At 48.1% G+C, this 17845-nt stretch carries 21 protein-coding genes; all 21 read left to right on the top strand.

All coding sequences use genetic code 11. The annotated features are described in order from the left end of the window. The first annotated feature begins 53 nt into the window (after positions 1-53). From PPIS_RS02280 to PPIS_RS02185, 21 genes are read left to right on the top strand one after another with little or no spacing between them, the layout of a single operon-like run. Complete coding sequence (locus PPIS_RS02280; RefSeq protein WP_010369189.1) at positions 54-1001, top strand: NAD-dependent epimerase/dehydratase family protein; 948 nt, start codon at positions 54-56, stop codon at positions 999-1001. After that, on the top strand, positions 998-1609 hold the full coding sequence (locus PPIS_RS02275; RefSeq protein WP_010369191.1) for an SIS domain-containing protein: 612 nt from the start codon (positions 998-1000) through the stop codon (positions 1607-1609). Before PPIS_RS02280 ends, PPIS_RS02275 begins: the two co-directional genes overlap by 4 nt. Further along, positions 1602-2591, top strand: coding sequence for a GDP-mannose 4,6-dehydratase (locus tag PPIS_RS02270; protein WP_010369193.1), 990 nt, complete (start codon positions 1602-1604; stop codon positions 2589-2591). Before PPIS_RS02275 ends, PPIS_RS02270 begins: the two co-directional genes overlap by 8 nt. Continuing rightward, positions 2569-3261 carry a class I SAM-dependent methyltransferase gene (locus tag PPIS_RS02265; protein ID WP_021032536.1) on the top strand — a complete coding sequence of 231 codons (693 nt, stop codon included), beginning with the start codon at positions 2569-2571 and terminating at the stop codon, positions 3259-3261. The genes PPIS_RS02270 and PPIS_RS02265 overlap by 23 nt, the downstream gene beginning before the upstream one ends. Before the next feature lie 7 nt (positions 3262-3268). Beyond that, entirely contained in the window at positions 3269-4072 is an 804-nt protein-coding gene (locus PPIS_RS02260) for a transketolase (protein ID WP_081629137.1), read from the top strand. Then, positions 4069-4989 carry a transketolase family protein gene (locus PPIS_RS02255; RefSeq protein WP_010369199.1) on the top strand — a complete coding sequence of 307 codons (921 nt, stop codon included), beginning with the start codon at positions 4069-4071 and terminating at the stop codon, positions 4987-4989. Before PPIS_RS02260 ends, PPIS_RS02255 begins: the two co-directional genes overlap by 4 nt. Continuing rightward, the gene (locus tag PPIS_RS02250; protein WP_010369202.1) at positions 4986-5594 is read left to right on the top strand and encodes an HAD family hydrolase; all 609 of its coding nucleotides are present in this window, start codon (positions 4986-4988) and stop codon (positions 5592-5594) included. The genes PPIS_RS02255 and PPIS_RS02250 overlap by 4 nt, the downstream gene beginning before the upstream one ends. Continuing rightward, positions 5576-6580, top strand: a complete 1005-nt coding sequence (locus tag PPIS_RS02245) for a phosphotransferase (RefSeq protein WP_248694116.1) — start codon at positions 5576-5578, stop codon at positions 6578-6580. The genes PPIS_RS02250 and PPIS_RS02245 overlap by 19 nt, the downstream gene beginning before the upstream one ends. 1 nt (position 6581) lies before the next feature. Continuing rightward, positions 6582-7616, top strand: coding sequence for a zinc-binding dehydrogenase (locus PPIS_RS02240; protein ID WP_010369208.1), 1035 nt, complete (start codon positions 6582-6584; stop codon positions 7614-7616). Positions 7617-7639: 23 nt separating this feature from the next. Further along, positions 7640-8362, top strand: coding sequence for a class I SAM-dependent methyltransferase (locus tag PPIS_RS02235; RefSeq protein WP_010369209.1), 723 nt, complete (start codon positions 7640-7642; stop codon positions 8360-8362). A 7-nt stretch (positions 8363-8369) separates the two neighbouring features. After that, positions 8370-9077, top strand: coding sequence for a formyltransferase family protein (locus PPIS_RS02230; RefSeq protein ID WP_010369210.1), 708 nt, complete (start codon positions 8370-8372; stop codon positions 9075-9077). A gap of 31 nt (positions 9078-9108) precedes the next feature. Beyond that, positions 9109-9411 carry a hypothetical protein gene (locus PPIS_RS02225; protein WP_010369211.1) on the top strand — a complete coding sequence of 101 codons (303 nt, stop codon included), beginning with the start codon at positions 9109-9111 and terminating at the stop codon, positions 9409-9411. Between the two features lie 38 nt (positions 9412-9449). Continuing rightward, positions 9450-10595 (top strand): hypothetical protein, encoded by a 1146-nt coding sequence (locus tag PPIS_RS02220; protein WP_010369214.1) that lies wholly within the window; start codon positions 9450-9452, stop codon positions 10593-10595. Continuing rightward, on the top strand, positions 10592-11611 hold the full coding sequence (locus tag PPIS_RS02215) for a TylF/MycF/NovP-related O-methyltransferase (protein ID WP_010369218.1): 1020 nt from the start codon (positions 10592-10594) through the stop codon (positions 11609-11611). The genes PPIS_RS02220 and PPIS_RS02215 overlap by 4 nt, the downstream gene beginning before the upstream one ends. Positions 11612-11640: 29 nt before the next feature. Beyond that, a complete protein-coding gene (locus PPIS_RS02210; RefSeq protein ID WP_249031241.1) occupies positions 11641-12105 on the top strand; it encodes a WbuC family cupin fold metalloprotein in 465 nt (154 codons plus the stop codon). Beyond that, positions 12105-13427 carry a hypothetical protein gene (locus tag PPIS_RS02205; protein ID WP_019647278.1) on the top strand — a complete coding sequence of 441 codons (1323 nt, stop codon included), beginning with the start codon at positions 12105-12107 and terminating at the stop codon, positions 13425-13427. Before PPIS_RS02210 ends, PPIS_RS02205 begins: the two co-directional genes overlap by 1 nt. Positions 13428-13430: 3 nt before the next feature. Continuing rightward, positions 13431-14402: a Gfo/Idh/MocA family protein gene (locus PPIS_RS02200; protein ID WP_010369227.1), complete on the top strand. Its 972-nt coding sequence runs from the start codon at positions 13431-13433 to the stop codon at positions 14400-14402. Further along, a complete protein-coding gene (locus tag PPIS_RS02195) occupies positions 14399-15604 on the top strand; it encodes a DegT/DnrJ/EryC1/StrS family aminotransferase (protein ID WP_010369229.1) in 1206 nt (401 codons plus the stop codon). The genes PPIS_RS02200 and PPIS_RS02195 overlap by 4 nt, the downstream gene beginning before the upstream one ends. Then, positions 15594-16097 (top strand): adenylyltransferase/cytidyltransferase family protein, encoded by a 504-nt coding sequence (locus PPIS_RS25270; protein ID WP_248694117.1) that lies wholly within the window; start codon positions 15594-15596, stop codon positions 16095-16097. The genes PPIS_RS02195 and PPIS_RS25270 overlap by 11 nt, the downstream gene beginning before the upstream one ends. Beyond that, positions 16016-17062, top strand: a complete 1047-nt coding sequence (locus PPIS_RS02190) for a bifunctional ADP-heptose synthase (RefSeq protein WP_248694118.1) — start codon at positions 16016-16018, stop codon at positions 17060-17062. The genes PPIS_RS25270 and PPIS_RS02190 overlap by 82 nt, the downstream gene beginning before the upstream one ends. Before the next feature lies 1 nt (position 17063). Then, complete coding sequence (locus tag PPIS_RS02185) at positions 17064-17786, top strand: nucleotidyltransferase family protein (protein ID WP_010369230.1); 723 nt, start codon at positions 17064-17066, stop codon at positions 17784-17786. The last annotated feature ends 59 nt before the right edge of the window (positions 17787-17845 follow it).

The raw sequence follows: 17845 nt of genomic DNA, 5'->3' as shown, positions 1-17845 counted from the left end.
TTTGCTTCAGCAAGATCATGCCTGGTGATTAACGTATTCAAAAAGAGAGAAAAATGAATAAAAAAACCGTATTAGTTACTGGTGCTACCGGCTATAAAGGAACGGTGCTTGTTCCTAAGTTGCTGGCTAAAGGATATCGAGTTATCGCGCTGGACACCCAATGGTTTGGGAATTTCTTGACTTCACATGAGAATCTCACCGTAATTAAAAGCGATGTTAGACAAACTGAAAATATAGACCTCTCAACTGTTGACAGCATCATTCACTTAGCTTCTATTGCTAACGATCCTTGTGGAGATTTAAACCCTAAGTTAACTTGGGAGGTCAGTGCGCTCGCCACAATGCAGCTGGCTGACAAAGCGAAACGTGCTGGTATCAAGCAATTTATATATGCCTCGTCAGGCAGTGTTTACGGTGTAAAAGACGAAGATCAGGTTACTGAAGACTTAACGTTGGAGCCCATTTCCGAGTATAACAAGACAAAAATGGTCGCTGAAAGAGTACTACTTAGCTACGCAGATGACATGACCGTTCAAATTGTCCGACCCGCCACCGTTTGTGGTTTATCTCCTCGCCAACGCCTGGACGTATCTGTCAACATGTTGACGATGCAAGCACTAGAGAATGGCAAGATTACGGTCTTTGGTGGCGCACAGGTGCGGCCAAATATCCATATCGATGATATTACTGACCTGTATATTTATATGTTGGAACATCCCGAAAAAACCAGTGGTGTGTTCAATGCAGGATTTGAAAACATCTCCATTATGGACATCGCCAATATGGTAAAGGCTCGGATCGATTGCGACGTTGAAGTGACGCCATCGAACGATCCAAGGTGTTACCGCATCAACTCGGATAAATTGTTGGCGACTGGATTTAAGCCCACTAAAAATGTCGCCACTGCGATTGAAGAACTGATTGACGCCTATCGCAGAGGCCAGTTAAAAAATGAAGATCGCTTCTATAACCTTAAGTGGATGCAGCGAGAAGTATTATGACTAAGCAACAAAGTATCATCACTCCGTTACCATCAATTGACCCCATCGTGTCGTTAACTGAAAGCTACGTTGAGACATTGCACAAAGTATTAAGCAATCTTGACGGTAATGCAGTCAAACAGCTGGTCAGCACTTTGCTGGATATGAAAGCCAACGGCGGTACCTTGTATTTGTGTGGCAACGGTGGCTCGGCCGCCAATGCCATCCACCTTGCAAACGACTTTACATTTGGTGTTCACCCTCAGGGCGATGCCCTGAAAGTGGAAGCACTGGCAGCAAACAGTTCAGTGTTGACCTGTCTTGGCAATGACATCGGCTACGACAACATTTTTGCTCACCAGCTAAAAGTGAAAGCATCCGCGCAGGATGTGTTGCTGGTTCTGTCTGGCAGTGGCAATTCAGGCAACATCATCCGTGCCATTGAGCAAGCCCAGGCTTTGGGGATGCACACTGTCGGAATTCTTGGATTTGATGGCGGCAAAGCCAAGCCATTGCTCAACCAGGCATTTCACTTTGCGATTCAGGATATGCAGATCTCTGAAGATACCCAGGTGGTGATCGGACACATTCTAATGAAAGCCCTTTATCAGGAGCTCAATCATGGCTAATGCGCCAATCCTTGTACTCGGTAGTAACTCCTTTTCGGGCGCTTCTTTTTGCGCCCATTTACTAAAACAAGAACATTCAGTGTTGGCAGTCAGTCGCTCAGCAGAACCTCACACCGCTCTGTTGCCCTACAAATGGCAGACTAACCAGCCTGATTTTCATCAGTTCGACCTCAACCACCAGCTGGACGATATTATGGCCCTGATCAAACGCCATAAGGTCAGTACTGTTTATAACTTTGCGGCGCAGAGCATGGTGGGACAAAGCTGGCAATATCCGGAACACTGGTTTATGACCAATGCGGTGTCAACCATCAAACTGCACAATCAGTTAAAAGACCTGGATCACCTGGACAAATACGTACATATCTCTACACCAGAAGTGTACGGCAGCTGCGAAGGTCTGGTGAAAGAGCATAATAACTACCAGCCCAGCACCCCTTATGCGGTATCGCGTGCTGCGGCAGACATGAGCTTGCATACCTTTTTTGATGTCTACAAATTCCCAGTGTTATTTACCCGCGCAGCGAATGTGTATGGTGAAGGTCAGCAGCTCTATCGCATCATCCCCAGAACCATTTTGTTTGCGCTGCTCGGTAAGGTATTACCTCTGCATGGCGGTGGTCATTCAACCCGCTCGTTTATCCATATCGATGACGTGTCAGACGCGACACTGAAGATTGGCACACAAGGCACATTGGGTGAGACGTATCATATCTCAACCGAACGCATGATCACCATTCGCGCCTTGGTTGAGCTGATCTGCGATATGCTGCAAGTGCCTTTTGAACAGGTCTGTGCCGTCACCGAGGATCGCCTCGGCAAAGACGCAGCCTACCTGCTTGACAGCAACAAAGTCCGCTCAGAACTGAACTGGCAGGATCAAGTCTCTCTGGAAAACGGCCTGGAGCGTACCATTGCCTGGGTCAAACAGTACCAGAGCGAACTAAGTACATTACCCCATGACTACATTCATAAAGCGTGAGTTCCCTATGTTCGGACAAGAAATCGATTTATTAAAAAATTACCCTAAGTCTAAGCGCGATACTAAGGGCCGTGCCAACGTGATCACCGAAGCAGATCGCGAAATTGCCAGGCAATATGGCAAAGACTTTTTTGATGGTGACCGTACCTATGGTTACGGTGGCTTTAGTTACTTTCCGCGTTTTTGGCAGCCTGTTGTACCGGACCTGAAGGCACACTTCGGCCTTAATGAAAGTTCTAGCCTGCTGGATGTTGGATGTGCAAAAGGCTTTATGCTGTACGACCTGCAGCAGATGATCCCGGGTATGACATTGCGCGGACTGGATATTTCTCGATATGCCCTGGAAAATGCCAAAGAAGAAGTCAAGGAGCTATTGACTTTAGGCAATGCCAAGGCGCTGCCCTATGAAGACAACAGCTTTGATGTGGTGATGTCAATCAACACCATTCACAACCTGGAAGAAAATGAATGTGCCATGGCACTGCGTGAAATCGAGCGCGTCAGTCGTGGCAAATCTTTTATTACCGTCGATGCCTACCGTAACGATGAAGAAAAAGAACGCATGATGGAGTGGGCACTGACAGCCAAGACCATTATGCATGTGGATGACTGGAAACAGTTTTTCCGTGATAACGGTTACACTGGCGATTTTTATTGGTTTATTCCGTAGGCGTATTATGACTTTGAACTCCATCGCAGCGCAGATCCGTTACACTTTGTGTGACGTATCCAGCCAGACTAAAACACCACACCTGGGCAGTTGTTTGTCCTGTGTTGATATTCTGACCGTGTTGTATTGGCGCACGATGCATATCACGCCCAACAACCCCGCTAATCCTGAGCGTGATTACTTTTTGTTGGGTAAAGGACATGCCGCCAGCGCGCTGTACACAACCCTTGCCTACCGTGATTACTTTTCTCCAACGGCACTGTACGAGCATGGTCAGACTGGCAGCCAGTTTGAAGAGCACCCGGGAATACACGCCCCAGCAGGCATGGAGACGGTTTCAGGATCTCTGGGCCATGCTTTATCGTTAGCAACCGGCATGGCACTGAGCAAACAGTTACAAGGCGCTAAGAACCGCTTTTACGTGCTCATGGGCGACGGAGAGATCAATGAAGGGACAGTCTGGGAGGCTGCGATGTTTGCAGCCGGTAAGCGCTTAAGTAACCTGGTTGCCATTGTCGACTTTAACAAATTACAAGGTACAGGTGAAAGTACCGAGATTATGCATCTGGAGCCGCTTGAAGAGAAATGGCGTGCCTTCGGCTGGCATACAATGCGCGTCGATGGTCATGATCTTGGTGCGCTGGAACAAGCTTTGGAAGCCGCAAAATCCATCCAACAACCTGTGTGCATTGTGGCCGATACGGTTAAAGGTAAAGGCGTGTCATTTATGGAAAACGACAACAACTGGCACTACCGCATTCCGACTGAAGAAGAAGTTGCTCAGGCAAAACAGGAGCTGGGAATATCATGAGAAACGCATTTGCACGAGTCCTGACTGAGCTTGCTAAAGACGACGAATCACTGTTGCTCTTTTACGCAGATATAGGTAACCGGTTGTTTAACCCCTTAAAGGAGTTTGCCGAAGAGCGCGCTATCAACGCGGGAATTGCGGAAGCGAATATGGCCTCTATGGCCGCTGGTAGCGCCATGATGGGCCATAAGCCCTTTATTTATACTATCACCCCGTTTACCACGTCACGTAACTTTGAACAGATCAAAATTGATATCGCTTATCAGAATCAGCCTGTGGTCATCGTCGGCACCGGCTCTGGCTTATCTTACGCTAACCTGGGTCCCACTCATCACTCATTCGAAGATATTGCGCTGATGCGCGCACTGCCAAATATGCACGTGGTCTGCCCGGCTGACGCATACGAGCTTGAGCAACTGATGCCACAGCTGATAGAGCTTAACGCTCCTTGCTACTTCAGAATTGGTAAGAAAAACGAGCCGGCAGTCCACGAAGGAAACCCTGCCCTTACCTTTGGCAAGGTGCATGTGATGCAACCAGGTGAGCGCATTGCCGTGCTGAGTACTGGTACCATTATGCCTCTTGCACAAGCATTAGTAAGCGAACTGACGGAGCGCGGATTATCGCCAGAACTGGTGAGTTTCCACACCGTAAAACCGCTCGACCAAGCGTATTTAAACGATGCGATAACCCGTTTTGACCATGTGATCACACTCGAAGAACACAATGTCAGCGGTGGCTTTGGTAGCGCTGTGCTGGAGTACTTTAGTGAACAGGCAAACTGGCCACGGGTGCACCGTTTCGGGATCCCGGACCGCTTTATCGATCAGGTGCATTCCACCGCAGATGCAAGAGCCAAAGCGGGTCTGACTGTGCCTGATATTATGAGCACCTTATCAGAGCGAGGTGTGGTGTGATCATAGGCATAGATTTTGATAACACCATTGCCGACTACACCGGCGTATTTTATCGCGTCGGTTGTGCGCTTGGCTGGCTACCAGAGACGGTCGGTCAAAGCAAAAATGAAGTTAAACAGTATTTTATTGACCAGGACAACGAAGCCAAATGGACCGAGCTACAGGGTATCGTCTACGGGAAAGAAATCACCCAGGCACGCCCCTATCCAGGTGCACTAGCAGCAATGCAATGCCTTTATGCACAAGGACATAGACTGGCCATCGTGTCGCATAAAACTAAATACCCGATTATTGGGGAGCGTGTTGACTTTCATGACGCAGCCACACAGTGGCTCCTCAGCCACGGTTTTATCGGATCAGCCGATGCGCCTGTTGACTCTGATTTGGTCTTTTTTAGCGAGACCAAAGTACGAAAGGTTGCGCGTATCTCACAGCTCAAGTGTGACGTGTTTATTGATGATCTGCCAGATATTCTGACGCACAGTGATTTTCCTGCACAGTGTCATGGGGTATTGTTCGCACCCAACGCACTTCAGGGGTTCAGCGGCCCGCAAATCAACCATTGGCAAGCATTGGATGCCTGGCTATGTTCTCTGCTGAATTAACAGACTTTATCTCATCTACTCTGGGACAAACCCACTGGCGCAGTTCCAGCTTGCCGCAGGGCGCAAATAATCAGGGGCATAAGCTCTTTTCGGATAACAACGCCTATTTTCTGAAATGCTTTGCGCCAGGCGCACGGGCATTCGACAAGCTTTACAATGAATTTCAGTTTAGTCAGCAGCTACACAAGGCCGGTATCTCAAATATAGCCAGGCCTATCAGTTATTGTTCTAACACCCTGTCTGCCATATACGAGTTTATTGACGGCCACACCTTTGACACAGTGAGAGCACAGGATGTCAGTGCAGCATGCAATTTCATTGCAGCCATCAACAGTCATCAGGTTGAGCGCACGGCGCTCAATACGGCTGCGGATAGCCCGGCTAAACTGGAAGACTTTATTCAATTAGTCACACGGCGTCTTTCACGATTCGAATCTCTGCGTGACAACGTTGAACTCAATACTCTGCTGACGGCGATAGAACTTCGCACCAGAGTTATCAGCACAACGCCCGGTATAGACTGGCAACAGCCCTGTCCAAACGACGTGGTCTCCCCCTCTGACTTTGGCTTTCATAACGCACTGAAATATCGCGATGACGTGTATTTTATTGATTTCGAATATGCTGGAAATGACAGTGCCTGGAAGCTGCTATGCGACTTTTTTGCCCAGCCAGCTGTGCCCGTGCCACTGTCTTACTTACCACTGTTTTTACGCTCGCCACTATTTGCAGCACAAGCATCCGCTGGGAACACTCTAAAGTGCGTCTTTGAGCTCACGCTGCTCAAGTGGTGCTTAATCATGCTCAACGAGTTTTTACCTGATGTTCAGGCCAGGAGACTGTTTTCCTGGAACATTTCTTGCTTAGAAGAAAGAAATGCAAAATTACAGCACATGCAGGCGCAGCAACTTGACAAGAGTCAACGCTACTTTGCTCAAATTAACGTTAAAATGCATACGTTACAAACCCAATTAAGAGACAACTAGAATGAAAGCAGCAGTACTATTTGAAACAGGTCAGCCTCTTAAGATAGTTGACAACATTCAACTGCCGGCGCTTATCACAGGCCAGGTGCAGGTCAAAATTCTCTACAGCGGCTTGTGCCACTCCCAGTTGATGGAAGTCAATGGTGGTCGTGGTGAAGACAAATATCTGCCCCACCTGCTTGGATATGAAGGTGTTGGTATTGTCGAGGCGGTGGGTGACGGCGTCACCAAAGTACAGGTCGGCGACAAAGTCGTAATAGGCTGGATCAAAGGTGAAGGTCAGGATGCTCCGGGCGGAAAATATCCACATGACGGATACCTCATTAACTCGGGGAGCGCGACGACGCTGTGCGATCAAACCATAGTGGCTGAAAACCGGGTTGTGAAGCTGCCTGAAGGCTTTCCGGACAAGCTCGCCATACTACTTGGCTGCGCCTTGCCCACAGGGCTTGGCCTGGTGTTCAACGAGCTGAAGCCTGAGACAGAAAAAACTCTGGCCATTTTTGGACTTGGCGGGATCGGCATGAGCGCGCTGCTCGCCGCAAAGCTGAGTAATCCAACAAAGTTAATCGCTGTTGACGTTAGCGACGAGAAACTCGCCATCGCCAGGCAGCTGGGTGCCACGCACACCATCAATGCCAACGATTCAGATCCTGTCAGTGCCATCTATGACATCACAGAGGGCCTCGGCGTTGACTATAGCCTGGAAGCCGGCGGAACCACAACCACCATAGAGCAAGCTTTTGAATCTGTGAGAGATGGAGGCGGTCAGTGCATCTTTGCCTCTCACCCTAGCAGTGAACTCAAGATCCAGCTGGAACCCCATGCCTTCCACCGTGGCAAATCTCTTCGCGGCAGCTGGGGAGGCGGAAGTCAGCCAGACAAAGACATTCCTATCTTTGTCGAATTATTCAAACAAAATAAGCTGGATCTGCACTCTTTGATCAGTAAAACTTATGAGCTCGACCAGATCAACGACGCTTTGGACGACCTCGCAAACAAAAAAATTATCCGAGAAGTAATTAGGATGGAATAGAAACGATGTAACAAGGAAAAAATATGAACAAACAAGATAAGACATTTTTTGGCACCGGCTCATCTCAGACGGCCAAAGAGACCTGGCTAAAACAGGATGAGAACGTTGACATCGAAGAACAGGATCTGCTGACACTCGGTCCTTATAACAGCCAGGGGATTTTACAAGACCCAAAGCGCTTTAGCTTCTTGATGTCTCGCCATAAATTTGTTTCTAAAATGTTTGCAGACTTCGATAATGTACTTGAAATTGGTTGTCAGGAAGGGATGGGATCTTTGATCGTTTCTCAGACTGTGAAAAAGCTCACATCCGTGGACTTTTACAAGCCACATATTCAAGATGCACAGAAATATATGGGGAAAAATCTGGACAATGTGACTTTTCAGGGGCACGACATTATTGGTGGTCCGGTTGAAGGCACATTTGACGGTGTATTTACGATGGATGTATTCGAGCACATAGATCCCCAACAAGCTGGTTTGTTCATGGAAAACATTGTTGCTTCAATGACTCCTCAGGGTACTTTAATCTTGGGGATCCCCTCGCTAGAGTCACAGAAGTATGCCTCAAAGGCATCTAAAGAGGGTCATATAAACTGTATGTCAGGCGCGGATCTTAAGGTATTTTGTGAACAGTATTTTCACAATGTCTATCCCTTTGGGATGAACGATGAAGTGGTTCACACCGGCTTCTTCCCAATGTGCCAGTACCTGATCATGCTGTGTGTGGCACCCAAGAAAGAGTGAGTTGGTTATGCACGTTGGTATTTTCACCTATCAAACAGGTCACTTAATGACCTATCAGTTGATGCAAAAATTTTTGACTATGGGGTATGAAATCTCGCTATTTGCTTTTCCTTTTTCATACCGCCCAAGTCAGCCGCGCCCTTTTGAGGAGCGGCCATTTCAACTCATAGAGCTAGATGTAGAGGCCTTTTGCCATACCTGTGGCGTTCACTACCACGCTATGAATTGCTGGGGTGCAGCTTCGTCAGAGCGTCTGAATACGCTGGCAAACAAACCTGATTATTTTGTCACAGCCATCGCAAAAATCATCCCGCAGCACTTTATTGAAGGTAATACTATTTTTAACTGTCATCCGGGTCTGATCCCGGAAAACAGAGGCTTAGACTCGTTTAAATGGGCCATTGTCAGACGGCAGCCAATCGGTATTACTCTGCATAAAATTGATAAACACACTGATGCAGGCACCGTGATTAAAAAAATGACAGTGCCGGTTATAGCATCAGACACCTACAAAGAGGTCTGTGACAGGGCGTATAACATGGAGTGTGAGCTGCTCTCGCAGTTTGCACTTTATCTCGACGACACTTCGAGCCACTTTACGGTAGACCCGCAAACGCCATTAAGCAGGCAGAAGATCCCGTCCGAAGTCGATGCTGATTTTGAACAGGTATTTGCACACTATCTTAAAGCACTACACAGCGATGTGAGCCAGTAATGTTTCAGCTTGTCTGATCCAGGAAGTCCTTATGAGTGAAATAAAAACCCGGTTTCTCGAACAGTATCACAAGCACAACTTGGCCACCGAGCCTTATGCCATTTACGGCAGTGGTGGTGGATGTGAGCAAATTCTGGCGCTGATTAAACAAGATGCTTTAGTCTCTCCGGCTATGCTCATCGATGACAAATCCGGCACAGACACCGTCACCGGATTAACCGACTTAACGCGTGAAGATTTACAGCACTATAAGATAGTAGTGTCATCACAAACATTTTTTATGCCATTAAAGATAAATTACTCGAACGCTTCGCTCCGGCAGAGCTTGAGATAATCTCACTGCTTGATTATCAAACCAGCTTTGATAACCCCTTGTATCGCTCAGAGCAGGCATGGAAAGAACACACCCATCTGGCTCGACGCGACTACGAAGGCGCGCACACAGCAGATTTTGCTCGCAACAAATTTTATATTGGTGAGGTTGACCCAGCTTTTGCCGACCGCTTCAGGCAGGTTGCCGAATCTCTGCCTCGCTCAGGCTATGACACAACTGCCAGTCAGTCAGACTACACCTATTACCGCAACTTTACCTCACTGAACGATGATTCGGAGGTGCAACGATTACAATTAACGCATGAGGCCCGACAGCATATCGATGAATTTCTGGCTCATGTGTATGACGATGTCTGCACTCAGCTTGGTTATAACTGGCAAGTCGTCAATGGCCGCATTACCCGCCTGGCGCAAATATCAGACTCTCAATTGGGCTCAAATGCTTATCACACCGATAGTTTGCCAGACACAGTCATAAAGCTGCTGCTCTTTTTGACACCACCAAGTAAAGCGCTTGGTACAACAGCAATAAAAACAGAGCAAGGCCAGGAAGTGTTTGTGACCGGGCCAACCGGCACCTGGGCTTTATTGGAGGTCAGCCAACTACTACACAGAGGCATTTCGAGTGACTCTGCACAGCGCATCGTCTGCGAGCTAACCATTACGCCCAGCCGTCGTCGCAACACTGCGGCCATGATAAAAGGGATTGTCTCACATTATCCCCTTATGCCGTGGCAACGTTGTAGTGAACTCAAAGTGTGTGTTTATCCAATTGGCTCACTGGAAAACGACAACTGGGCCATCTATGGCGACTCACCATCGCTGTTTTACAACACACTCAGCCCAGAGAATGAGCAACCAGTCGTTCTCTATCATGACGCCAACAGCGTAGCGTTGGTTTATCTGACCCCCCGCACACTCAATCTTGAGCACAGCCGGTTACAAGCGTTACCGGCCGAAGCATTGCGTGTACTTAAGCCCGGTGGGGATCTGCTGTTACAAGTGAACGACCAAACACAGTCAAATCAGGCAGCGTTGCTAGAGCGCACAGCAATAGAGCTTGGGTTTACGTTTATTAGCTCGGAGCAGGCGTTACTGAAAAGCATCTTCAGCGATATCACAACGCTTAATGCAACCGACACACATATTTTATTATTTAAAAAGCCTAAGGGAGACCTTCTATGAGAGTGATCATTTTTGGCACAGGAAAAGGCGGGCAAAATACCCTGCAGCTATTCTTAAATCAGCAAGGGCATGAGGTTGTATGCCTGATAGATAACAACGCTGCACTTTGGGGCTCGATGCGTGAAGGAGTAGAAATCAAAGGGCCTGACGTTTTACCGTCTTTGTCCTGTGATCAGATCATCATTGCCAGTCAGTACCACAAAGAGATTAAGCCCCAACTGCTCTCTTTAGGTGTCCTGGAAGAAAAAATCTATGTCGCGCACCATAATATGATGAACGGGTTTAGCTTGGAGTTTGGCATTTTCACTGGCTACCCACAAGGCAAAGCGCCCGACGTTCACACCTATTTTAGCTTCCGTGAAGACGTGCTTCGAACGCTAGCGATGCAAGTCGAGTTAGTCATGGCCAATCAGGTCGCAGGTAATATTGCTGAGTTCGGATGTGGCACTGGCCAATCCAGCTATATGCTTGCCAGAACCCTCAGAGACTGCAGCCAGTACTACAATATGCCGGCTAAGCACCTGCACCTGTTTGATAGTTTTGAGGGCTTGCCAGCTTCTACCCATGATATCGATCTGGAGTCCCCTCTTGTCCAGAGTAACGTCTGGGGAGAAGGCGCCTGTGCAGATATCAGTGCACAACAGCTGGCAGATACACTCAATACTCAGCTAAAGTTTTCAGATTTTAGTATTTATCAGGGTTGGTTCGAAGAAACTATGGTGCAAATCAAACCCGAAGAGCGGTTTGCACTGTTGCACCTGGACTGCGATCTGTACGAATCTACCTATCAGGTACTCGATTATATGTTTACCAACGAGCTGCTTTCTAAGGGTGCCATTTTGCTGTTTGATGACTGGAGCTGCAACGGTAACCTCCCGGAGTTTGGACAGCAAAGAGCCTGGGCCGATATCTGCAACAAATACAACATCGAGTTTGAACCGCGTGGCCACTATGGCATCGGCTCATATATCCTTGCGATACGTGGCTACAGTAAAAAATCAGCGAGCAACACCTGATGAGTGTTGCTATCTTCAACGACAAAGACGTGTTGACAGTCGATAACAGTACCTTAGACATGTTAAAAGCGCGTGCGTTGGCTTCCCCGACCAAGCGCTTTAGATTGTGTTGTCACAGAGATAATCAAGACCCTATCCAGGAGATGATTATTGTGTTGCATCGCAGCGCGTTAATGACGCCTCACCGCCACCCCCAACATAAATCGGAGTCCTATCATCTGATTGAAGGGGAAATGGAGGTCTTTATTTTTGACGACAAGGGGCTGGTATCACAGCGTATCCCCATGTCAGATAATGGTCAGGGTGCTTTTATGTATCGCCTTAGTGCGCCATTATGGCACCTGCCAATTGCCCGCTCAGAGTGGGTTGTTTATCACGAATGTTATGTCGGCCCATTCGACAAAGACATAGATGTTGAATACGCCCCCTGGGCACCGTCAGAAAATAAACCTGACGAATTGCAAGAGTATTATAGAAGAATAACAGGTCAGTAATGAAAATAGCTTTATACGGTGTTAATACAGTCACCGAACAACTTACTTCAACACTAGCAGATGAGCACGAACTAATATATGCCTGCACATCGGGACAAGAGCAGTTTGAATCCCACCCTACTTTATCTTTGCCTGAGCTAGTCCAGACAGAGATTGACAGGATCATCATCTGCTCCATGTTTGTCGACGAGATCGCACATGACTTAGTTAAACACGGTATCGACCTGGAAAAAATTTACTTTTACAACCAGATGCAAAGCATCATCGTAGCGTGCAAGGATGTTATTATCCCCACCGTGCGCAAAGACAAAGTACTCTACGCTGTCTTCGATTTGTCTCGCAACGTTGCGACATTTGATTGCTGCTGTTTTGCTATCCAAGCAGAATTGTACCGAGAAGAGCACCAATACGATTCCATCCATTTTGTGATCCAGCCGAAGCGCTCTTCAGATCCTGACTCCCTGAGTTTTACCACTTCTCATGAGCTGGATGATGTTGAATGGCGACTCAATCATATTGTTATTCCTGTTTTTGAAGCGCTCCCAGCCTGCTCGGGAGTGTCTAAAATGTCCTACCGCCAACAAGCGGTCGAGATGTTGCAACATCAGCCCCATGTCTTTCCTGAGTCATTCCGTGAAACACATAGAGGTATCCACCTGAAAATTGAGCAAGTGCTTAAATATAAACGAGCGGGTATAGACACAGCACGTTTCAGACCGCACGCCCATGCCGAAGCATTAGTGGATAGCTTTGTTCAGGACCGTAATATTGGCGGTAAAAAGTTGCTGGTCATCACACTACGTGAGTACCCTCTGCATGAACACCGCAATAGTCCGGTGGAAGAATGGGCTGAATTTACCAAACGGGTCGACAGCGAAGAATTCCACATTATTGTCGTGCGCGATACCAGCAAAGCATGCGAAGCTCTGCCCGAGTGCCTGAGTCATTGCGATACCTTGCCGCTGGCTTCTATAGACATGCATGTCCGGTTTGCCCTGTACCGTCGTGCCCATATCAACATGAGTATCAATGGCGGCACCAGTTATACCTACTTCTTTACCGAAAACGTCAATTCGATCATGTTTATCCCCACTAGCCGGGAGCATTTTTCAAACAGCGTCAAAAATGTTGCCACCGGTGGCTATTTCTTTGGTGAACAACCAGAATTTAGAGCTCATGAGAATCAGGTTGTTATCTGGCACAGTGGCACCACTGAAACCATTAATGGTGCCTTCTTAAAACTCCATCGTCAGATACAAACCGGCGAGCTACAAGACTTCTCCGACCTTTATGACGATCCTGCTGATATGGAGCAAAGCTAAATAATGAGCGCACACACTTCACTTTCACTGGCACTGGTTGGACTCGGCAGTTGGGGACAAAAAATTGCGCGTACACTCAATGAAGAAATCACCAGCGCGTCTCTGGACTTTGTAGTCACAAGCAACGAAAACCCTCACGACTTTGTATTACCGCATTGCCAGGTGTTTAATTCTGTAGATGCGCTACTGAGCAGTGATGTAATAAAAGTAGATGGCGTGATTTTGGCCCTGCCTCCGCATCTCAACAAAGCTGCGTCACTGAAAATTATGGCCGCTGGTATTCCTTTATTTATCGAAAAGCCTATGGCTATGAGCATTGCAGATGCAACCGAGATGCTTGACTTCGCCAGAGCACGTAAAGCCATTGTGGCTGTCGATCACATCGACCTGCATCACAGTGCAATTACACAACTGCGCCGCCTGCAACCTGGTGTGCCTACACATCTTGAGGCCAAAATAGGGGCGGCCTACAATCCCCGAGAAAATTGGCCGCCACTTTGGGAGTATTCCCCCCACTTTATTGCCGCAGCACTGGAGTTTTGCGGCGAATTGCCTGACACCATTTCCAGTCGGGCACTCCCTGTCGACGCTGATCTGTCACAGGATGTATTAAGAGAAAATATTGAAGTGACTATGACCTTTAGTAATGGCAGCACGGCAACCGTTGTTGGTGGGAATGGGATGGCCAAGAAAACCAGACAAATGGCTGTGACCTATGGCAACGATGTCTACCATTTCGTAGACAGAGAGGACCCGGATCTGTTTGTCGAACACCTGGATAGCGGACAAAGTCAGCCGCTTAGCTCACCAAATCGGATGCCACTTGGGCTGTCTCTTGAGTCTTTCATCGCTAAGGTTCAACGCGGTCAGTCATGTTGTGAGGAGTTTGAGCTGGGCCTCAATGTAGTGAAAATACTCACTGGCGCAGATCTGTCGCGTCAGACAAAACAACCTGTCAGGTGGAGTGCGTTATGAGTAAACAACCCCTTGCTATCTTGGGCGGCAACCCGGTACGTACCACACCTATGCCTGCCCGAAAGGCATTTGGCACGAGTGAAATAGACGCGCTCAATAAGGTGATTGCACATTATCAGCACAGTGAATCTGATCCCCCCTACGGCGGCGACTTTGAGCAAGCTTATTGCAACGCCTTTTCAGAGTATATGGGTGGCGGTTACAGCGTAGCCGTTGCAACCGGCACCGCATCCGTATTCGTTGCCCTTGCAGCGCTGATGCTACCTCAAGGTCAGGAAGTTATTCTTTCACCGGTGACCGATTCGGGGCCCCTCGCGTCCATTATTCACCAAGGATATGTGCCTGTGATAGCCGATGCGGCTGAGGATAGCTATAACAGCACCTGGGAACAAATCGAACCGCTGATCACGGACAAGACCGGTGCGATTATTCTGGTTCACTGTGCGGGTATCCCCACCGACGTTGAAACCATAGTGACCCAGGCCCACCAGCGCGGTATCAAAGTCATTGAAGACTGCTCTCAAGCGCCAGGCGCGAGATGGAATGGTCAAAAGGTTGGTGGGTTTGGCGATATCATGGCAACCTCTACCATGTATCGTAAAAATATTGCCGCCCCTGGCAGCGGCGGCATTGTCTACACTAAAAACCAATCTTTATATCACATGGCTCTGGCACATGCGGACAGAGGAAAACCAGTTTGGCAAGAAGGATACGCAGAACGAGACCCCTCGCTTAACCTGTTTCCCGCCCTTAACTGGAACACCAACGAGCTTTCCTGTGCGGTTGCCCATGCTTCTTTGTCTCGTCTTGACGAGACCATCACTGCGCGTAACGCGGTGCAAAATGCGCTAATTGAATGGATTAACACCCAATCGACATGTTGTTATGTTGCCAGATTCTCTGGCAGTGCGTCACCGTTTTTCCTTCAGGTGTTTATTCGCGAGGAGACACTCAGCGTAGATAAACTGACATTTTGTCAGGCCCTGCAAGCTGAGGGAGTAGACCTGAATCCGGACTATAAATTCCTGATCAGTGACTGGAAGTGGGCATTGCCCTACATCAAGCCCCCATTATCAACGCCAAATACCGTGTCTGCGCGGGACAGATCGTTTAACCTGTACTTAAATGAACAATATACCCAGCAAGAAGTGACGGATATTTGCGCCGCCATTGTCAAAGTCGAACAACACTATGCCAAATGACACTCCACAGAAACACACAAGATCTGTCCTGGTCCAAGGCAACTTTGACGTCTTGCATGCAGGACACATCAGACTTCTTAAATTCGCCAAAGAATGTGGGGACAAGTTGATTGTCGCTGTCAACGCGGACAAATCTATGGCCGTACGCAGCCGTGTCAGTGAAGAGCTTAGACTGGAAGTGGTGCGGTCCTTAGAGTGTGTTGATGAAGCGCATATAACCACGGCCACACCTGAGCAAGAGGTTGCACGGTTCAAGCCCCAAATAGTTGTTAAAGGAAAAGAGTTTGAGTCACGTTCAAATCCTGAACTCGCAGTCTTAAACAGCTACGGGGTAAGCTTATTTTTGGCTCAGGTGAGTTTGAAAGTAATTCTGAGCACTTTTTCCGCCGCAGCAAAAAGCCGGTGCCGGGCATGGATTTTGCCGAGGCACGAGGATTTGCCAACCGTCATAAGATTGCAGCTGACGACTTATATGAGTTGTTTGATGCAATGAAATCCCTGCGTGTCCTGGTCATTGGCGAAGTCATCGTCGACGAGTATGTACAAGGCACAGCCGTAGGGTTGTCACAGGAAGATCCGACTATCGTGATCACCCCAAACCGCAAAGACACATTCCTAGGCGGCGCAGCTATCACAGCAGGACACATAAAAGCACTGGGAGCAGAGCATGTAGTGCTGGCTTCGGTATTGGGCGAGGATCAGACCGCTAATTATACACGCTCGCAAATTGCAAACTACCAAGTTGAGCCTTTGTTCTTTAGCGATCAAAGTCGTCCGACCCCTTTAAAAACACGTTACCGCGCCAGCAATAAAACCTTGCTGCGGGTTAATCAGGTACGTCAACACAAGATATCACAGGAGTTGCAGGCACAAATATATCAGGCAATCGAAAGCCAGCTCAACCAGATTGACCTGTTAGTATTTTCCGATTTTAACTACGGTTTGCTACCACAACCACTGGTTGAGAAAATTGCTGCTGCCTGCCACCTGCGAGGGATCAGACTGGTTGCAGACTCTCAGACTTCTTCGCAAGTGGGAGATATTGCCCGCTACTGCAATATGGATCTGTTAACCCCAACAGAGCGAGAGGTGCGAGTATCTCTGAATAATCCGGATGACGGCTTGGTTATCCTGGCGCAGAAGCTCACAGAGGTGTCACAGCCAAAAAACCTGGTGATTACACTCGCCGAAGAAGGGATCCTCATTCACAAGCCCAATCACACATTTGATGACTGGGAGAACGACCGCCTGCCCGCGCTGAACACCAACGCCGTCGACCCTGCTGGCGCAGGTGACTGCTTTTTAGCTGCCAGTTCACTGGCGTTGGTTGCAGGTGCAAACATTTGGCAGGCCTGCTACCTGGGTAGCCTGGCTGCCGCATGTCAGGTTGCGTCACTGGGTAATACCCCTTTGTCTTGTCAGCTCCTTGAACAAGCCGTTAAGGATTCATTTAGTTAATATGAAAGCTATTTTGCTTGCCGCAGGCCTTGGCACCCGCCTGCGACCAATCACAGATACTCTGCCAAAGTGCCCTGTTCCGCTCAACGGTCAACCCTTGCTGGGTTTATGGATAGATAAACTCGTTCAACTTGGGGTTGATGAGATCCTGGTTAATACCCATTACTTTAGTGAGCAGGTTGAAGCCTTTGTAGCCGCCAGCCCGTATCATGACCGCATTATCCTGAGTTACGAACCTGAATTGATGGGCACGGCAGGAACACTGGTACGCAACCGAAATTTCTGGCACAGAGAAACATGTATGGTGATCCATGCTGATAACTACTGTCAAAGCTCATTAGCGGGCATGCTTGAGGCACATAAACAACGCCAGACGCAGACCGATGCTACTTTACTTTTGTTCGAAACCCCGACGCCACGTAGCTGTGGTATTGTTAAATTGGATGAAAATCAAGTTATTCAGGAGTTTCATGAAAAGGTCGAACACCCTCCTGGCAACCTTGCCAGTGGCGCCCTCTTTATATTTACACCTGAAGTCTATGAACGCTATTTCTCGCACCTAGAAGTGGATCGGCCCTATGAGCTTAGCCTGGATGTAGTGCCTAGTATGATTGGTAAGTTACAAGGCTGGCTGGTCGATGAGCATTACATTGATATTGGTACACCAGAAAGCTACTCAGAAGCGCAAAAGATTGCCGAAAATCAGACAATGCCACTGTTATAATGGCGCAAACTTTGCTTAACTTAAAAGAATAATCTAAGTCTAAGGATTTATAATTTATG

The organism is Pseudoalteromonas piscicida, from assembly GCF_000238315.3.
In the GTDB taxonomy this organism is placed as follows: domain Bacteria; phylum Pseudomonadota; class Gammaproteobacteria; order Enterobacterales; family Alteromonadaceae; genus Pseudoalteromonas; species Pseudoalteromonas piscicida.
This window is presented reverse-complemented; position numbering and strand designations above follow the sequence as displayed.

What these genes read in the sequence shown, in the direction of transcription:
- PPIS_RS02280 (WP_010369189.1), top strand. Translation starts at nt 54, where the DNA reads ATGAATAAAAAAACCGTATTAGTTACTGGTGCTACCGGCTATAAAGGA.
- PPIS_RS02275 (WP_010369191.1), top strand. Translation starts at nt 998, where the DNA reads ATGACTAAGCAACAAAGTATCATCACTCCGTTACCATCAATTGACCCC.
- PPIS_RS02270 (WP_010369193.1), top strand. Translation starts at nt 1,602, where the DNA reads ATGGCTAATGCGCCAATCCTTGTACTCGGTAGTAACTCCTTTTCGGGC.
- PPIS_RS02265 (WP_021032536.1), top strand. Translation starts at nt 2,569, where the DNA reads ATGACTACATTCATAAAGCGTGAGTTCCCTATGTTCGGACAAGAAATC.
- PPIS_RS02260 (WP_081629137.1), top strand. Translation starts at nt 3,269, where the DNA reads ATGACTTTGAACTCCATCGCAGCGCAGATCCGTTACACTTTGTGTGAC.
- PPIS_RS02255 (WP_010369199.1), top strand. Translation starts at nt 4,069, where the DNA reads ATGAGAAACGCATTTGCACGAGTCCTGACTGAGCTTGCTAAAGACGAC.
- PPIS_RS02245 (WP_248694116.1), top strand. Translation starts at nt 5,576, where the DNA reads ATGTTCTCTGCTGAATTAACAGACTTTATCTCATCTACTCTGGGACAA.
- PPIS_RS02240 (WP_010369208.1), top strand. Translation starts at nt 6,582, where the DNA reads ATGAAAGCAGCAGTACTATTTGAAACAGGTCAGCCTCTTAAGATAGTT.
- PPIS_RS02235 (WP_010369209.1), top strand. Translation starts at nt 7,640, where the DNA reads ATGAACAAACAAGATAAGACATTTTTTGGCACCGGCTCATCTCAGACG.
- PPIS_RS02230 (WP_010369210.1), top strand. Translation starts at nt 8,370, where the DNA reads ATGCACGTTGGTATTTTCACCTATCAAACAGGTCACTTAATGACCTAT.
- PPIS_RS02225 (WP_010369211.1), top strand. Translation starts at nt 9,109, where the DNA reads ATGAGTGAAATAAAAACCCGGTTTCTCGAACAGTATCACAAGCACAAC.
- PPIS_RS02215 (WP_010369218.1), top strand. Translation starts at nt 10,592, where the DNA reads ATGAGAGTGATCATTTTTGGCACAGGAAAAGGCGGGCAAAATACCCTG.
- PPIS_RS02205 (WP_019647278.1), top strand. Translation starts at nt 12,105, where the DNA reads ATGAAAATAGCTTTATACGGTGTTAATACAGTCACCGAACAACTTACT.
- PPIS_RS02200 (WP_010369227.1), top strand. Translation starts at nt 13,431, where the DNA reads ATGAGCGCACACACTTCACTTTCACTGGCACTGGTTGGACTCGGCAGT.
- PPIS_RS02195 (WP_010369229.1), top strand. Translation starts at nt 14,399, where the DNA reads ATGAGTAAACAACCCCTTGCTATCTTGGGCGGCAACCCGGTACGTACC.
- PPIS_RS25270 (WP_248694117.1), top strand. Translation starts at nt 15,594, where the DNA reads ATGCCAAATGACACTCCACAGAAACACACAAGATCTGTCCTGGTCCAA.
- PPIS_RS02190 (WP_248694118.1), top strand. Translation starts at nt 16,016, where the DNA reads ATGGATTTTGCCGAGGCACGAGGATTTGCCAACCGTCATAAGATTGCA.
- PPIS_RS02185 (WP_010369230.1), top strand. Translation starts at nt 17,064, where the DNA reads ATGAAAGCTATTTTGCTTGCCGCAGGCCTTGGCACCCGCCTGCGACCA.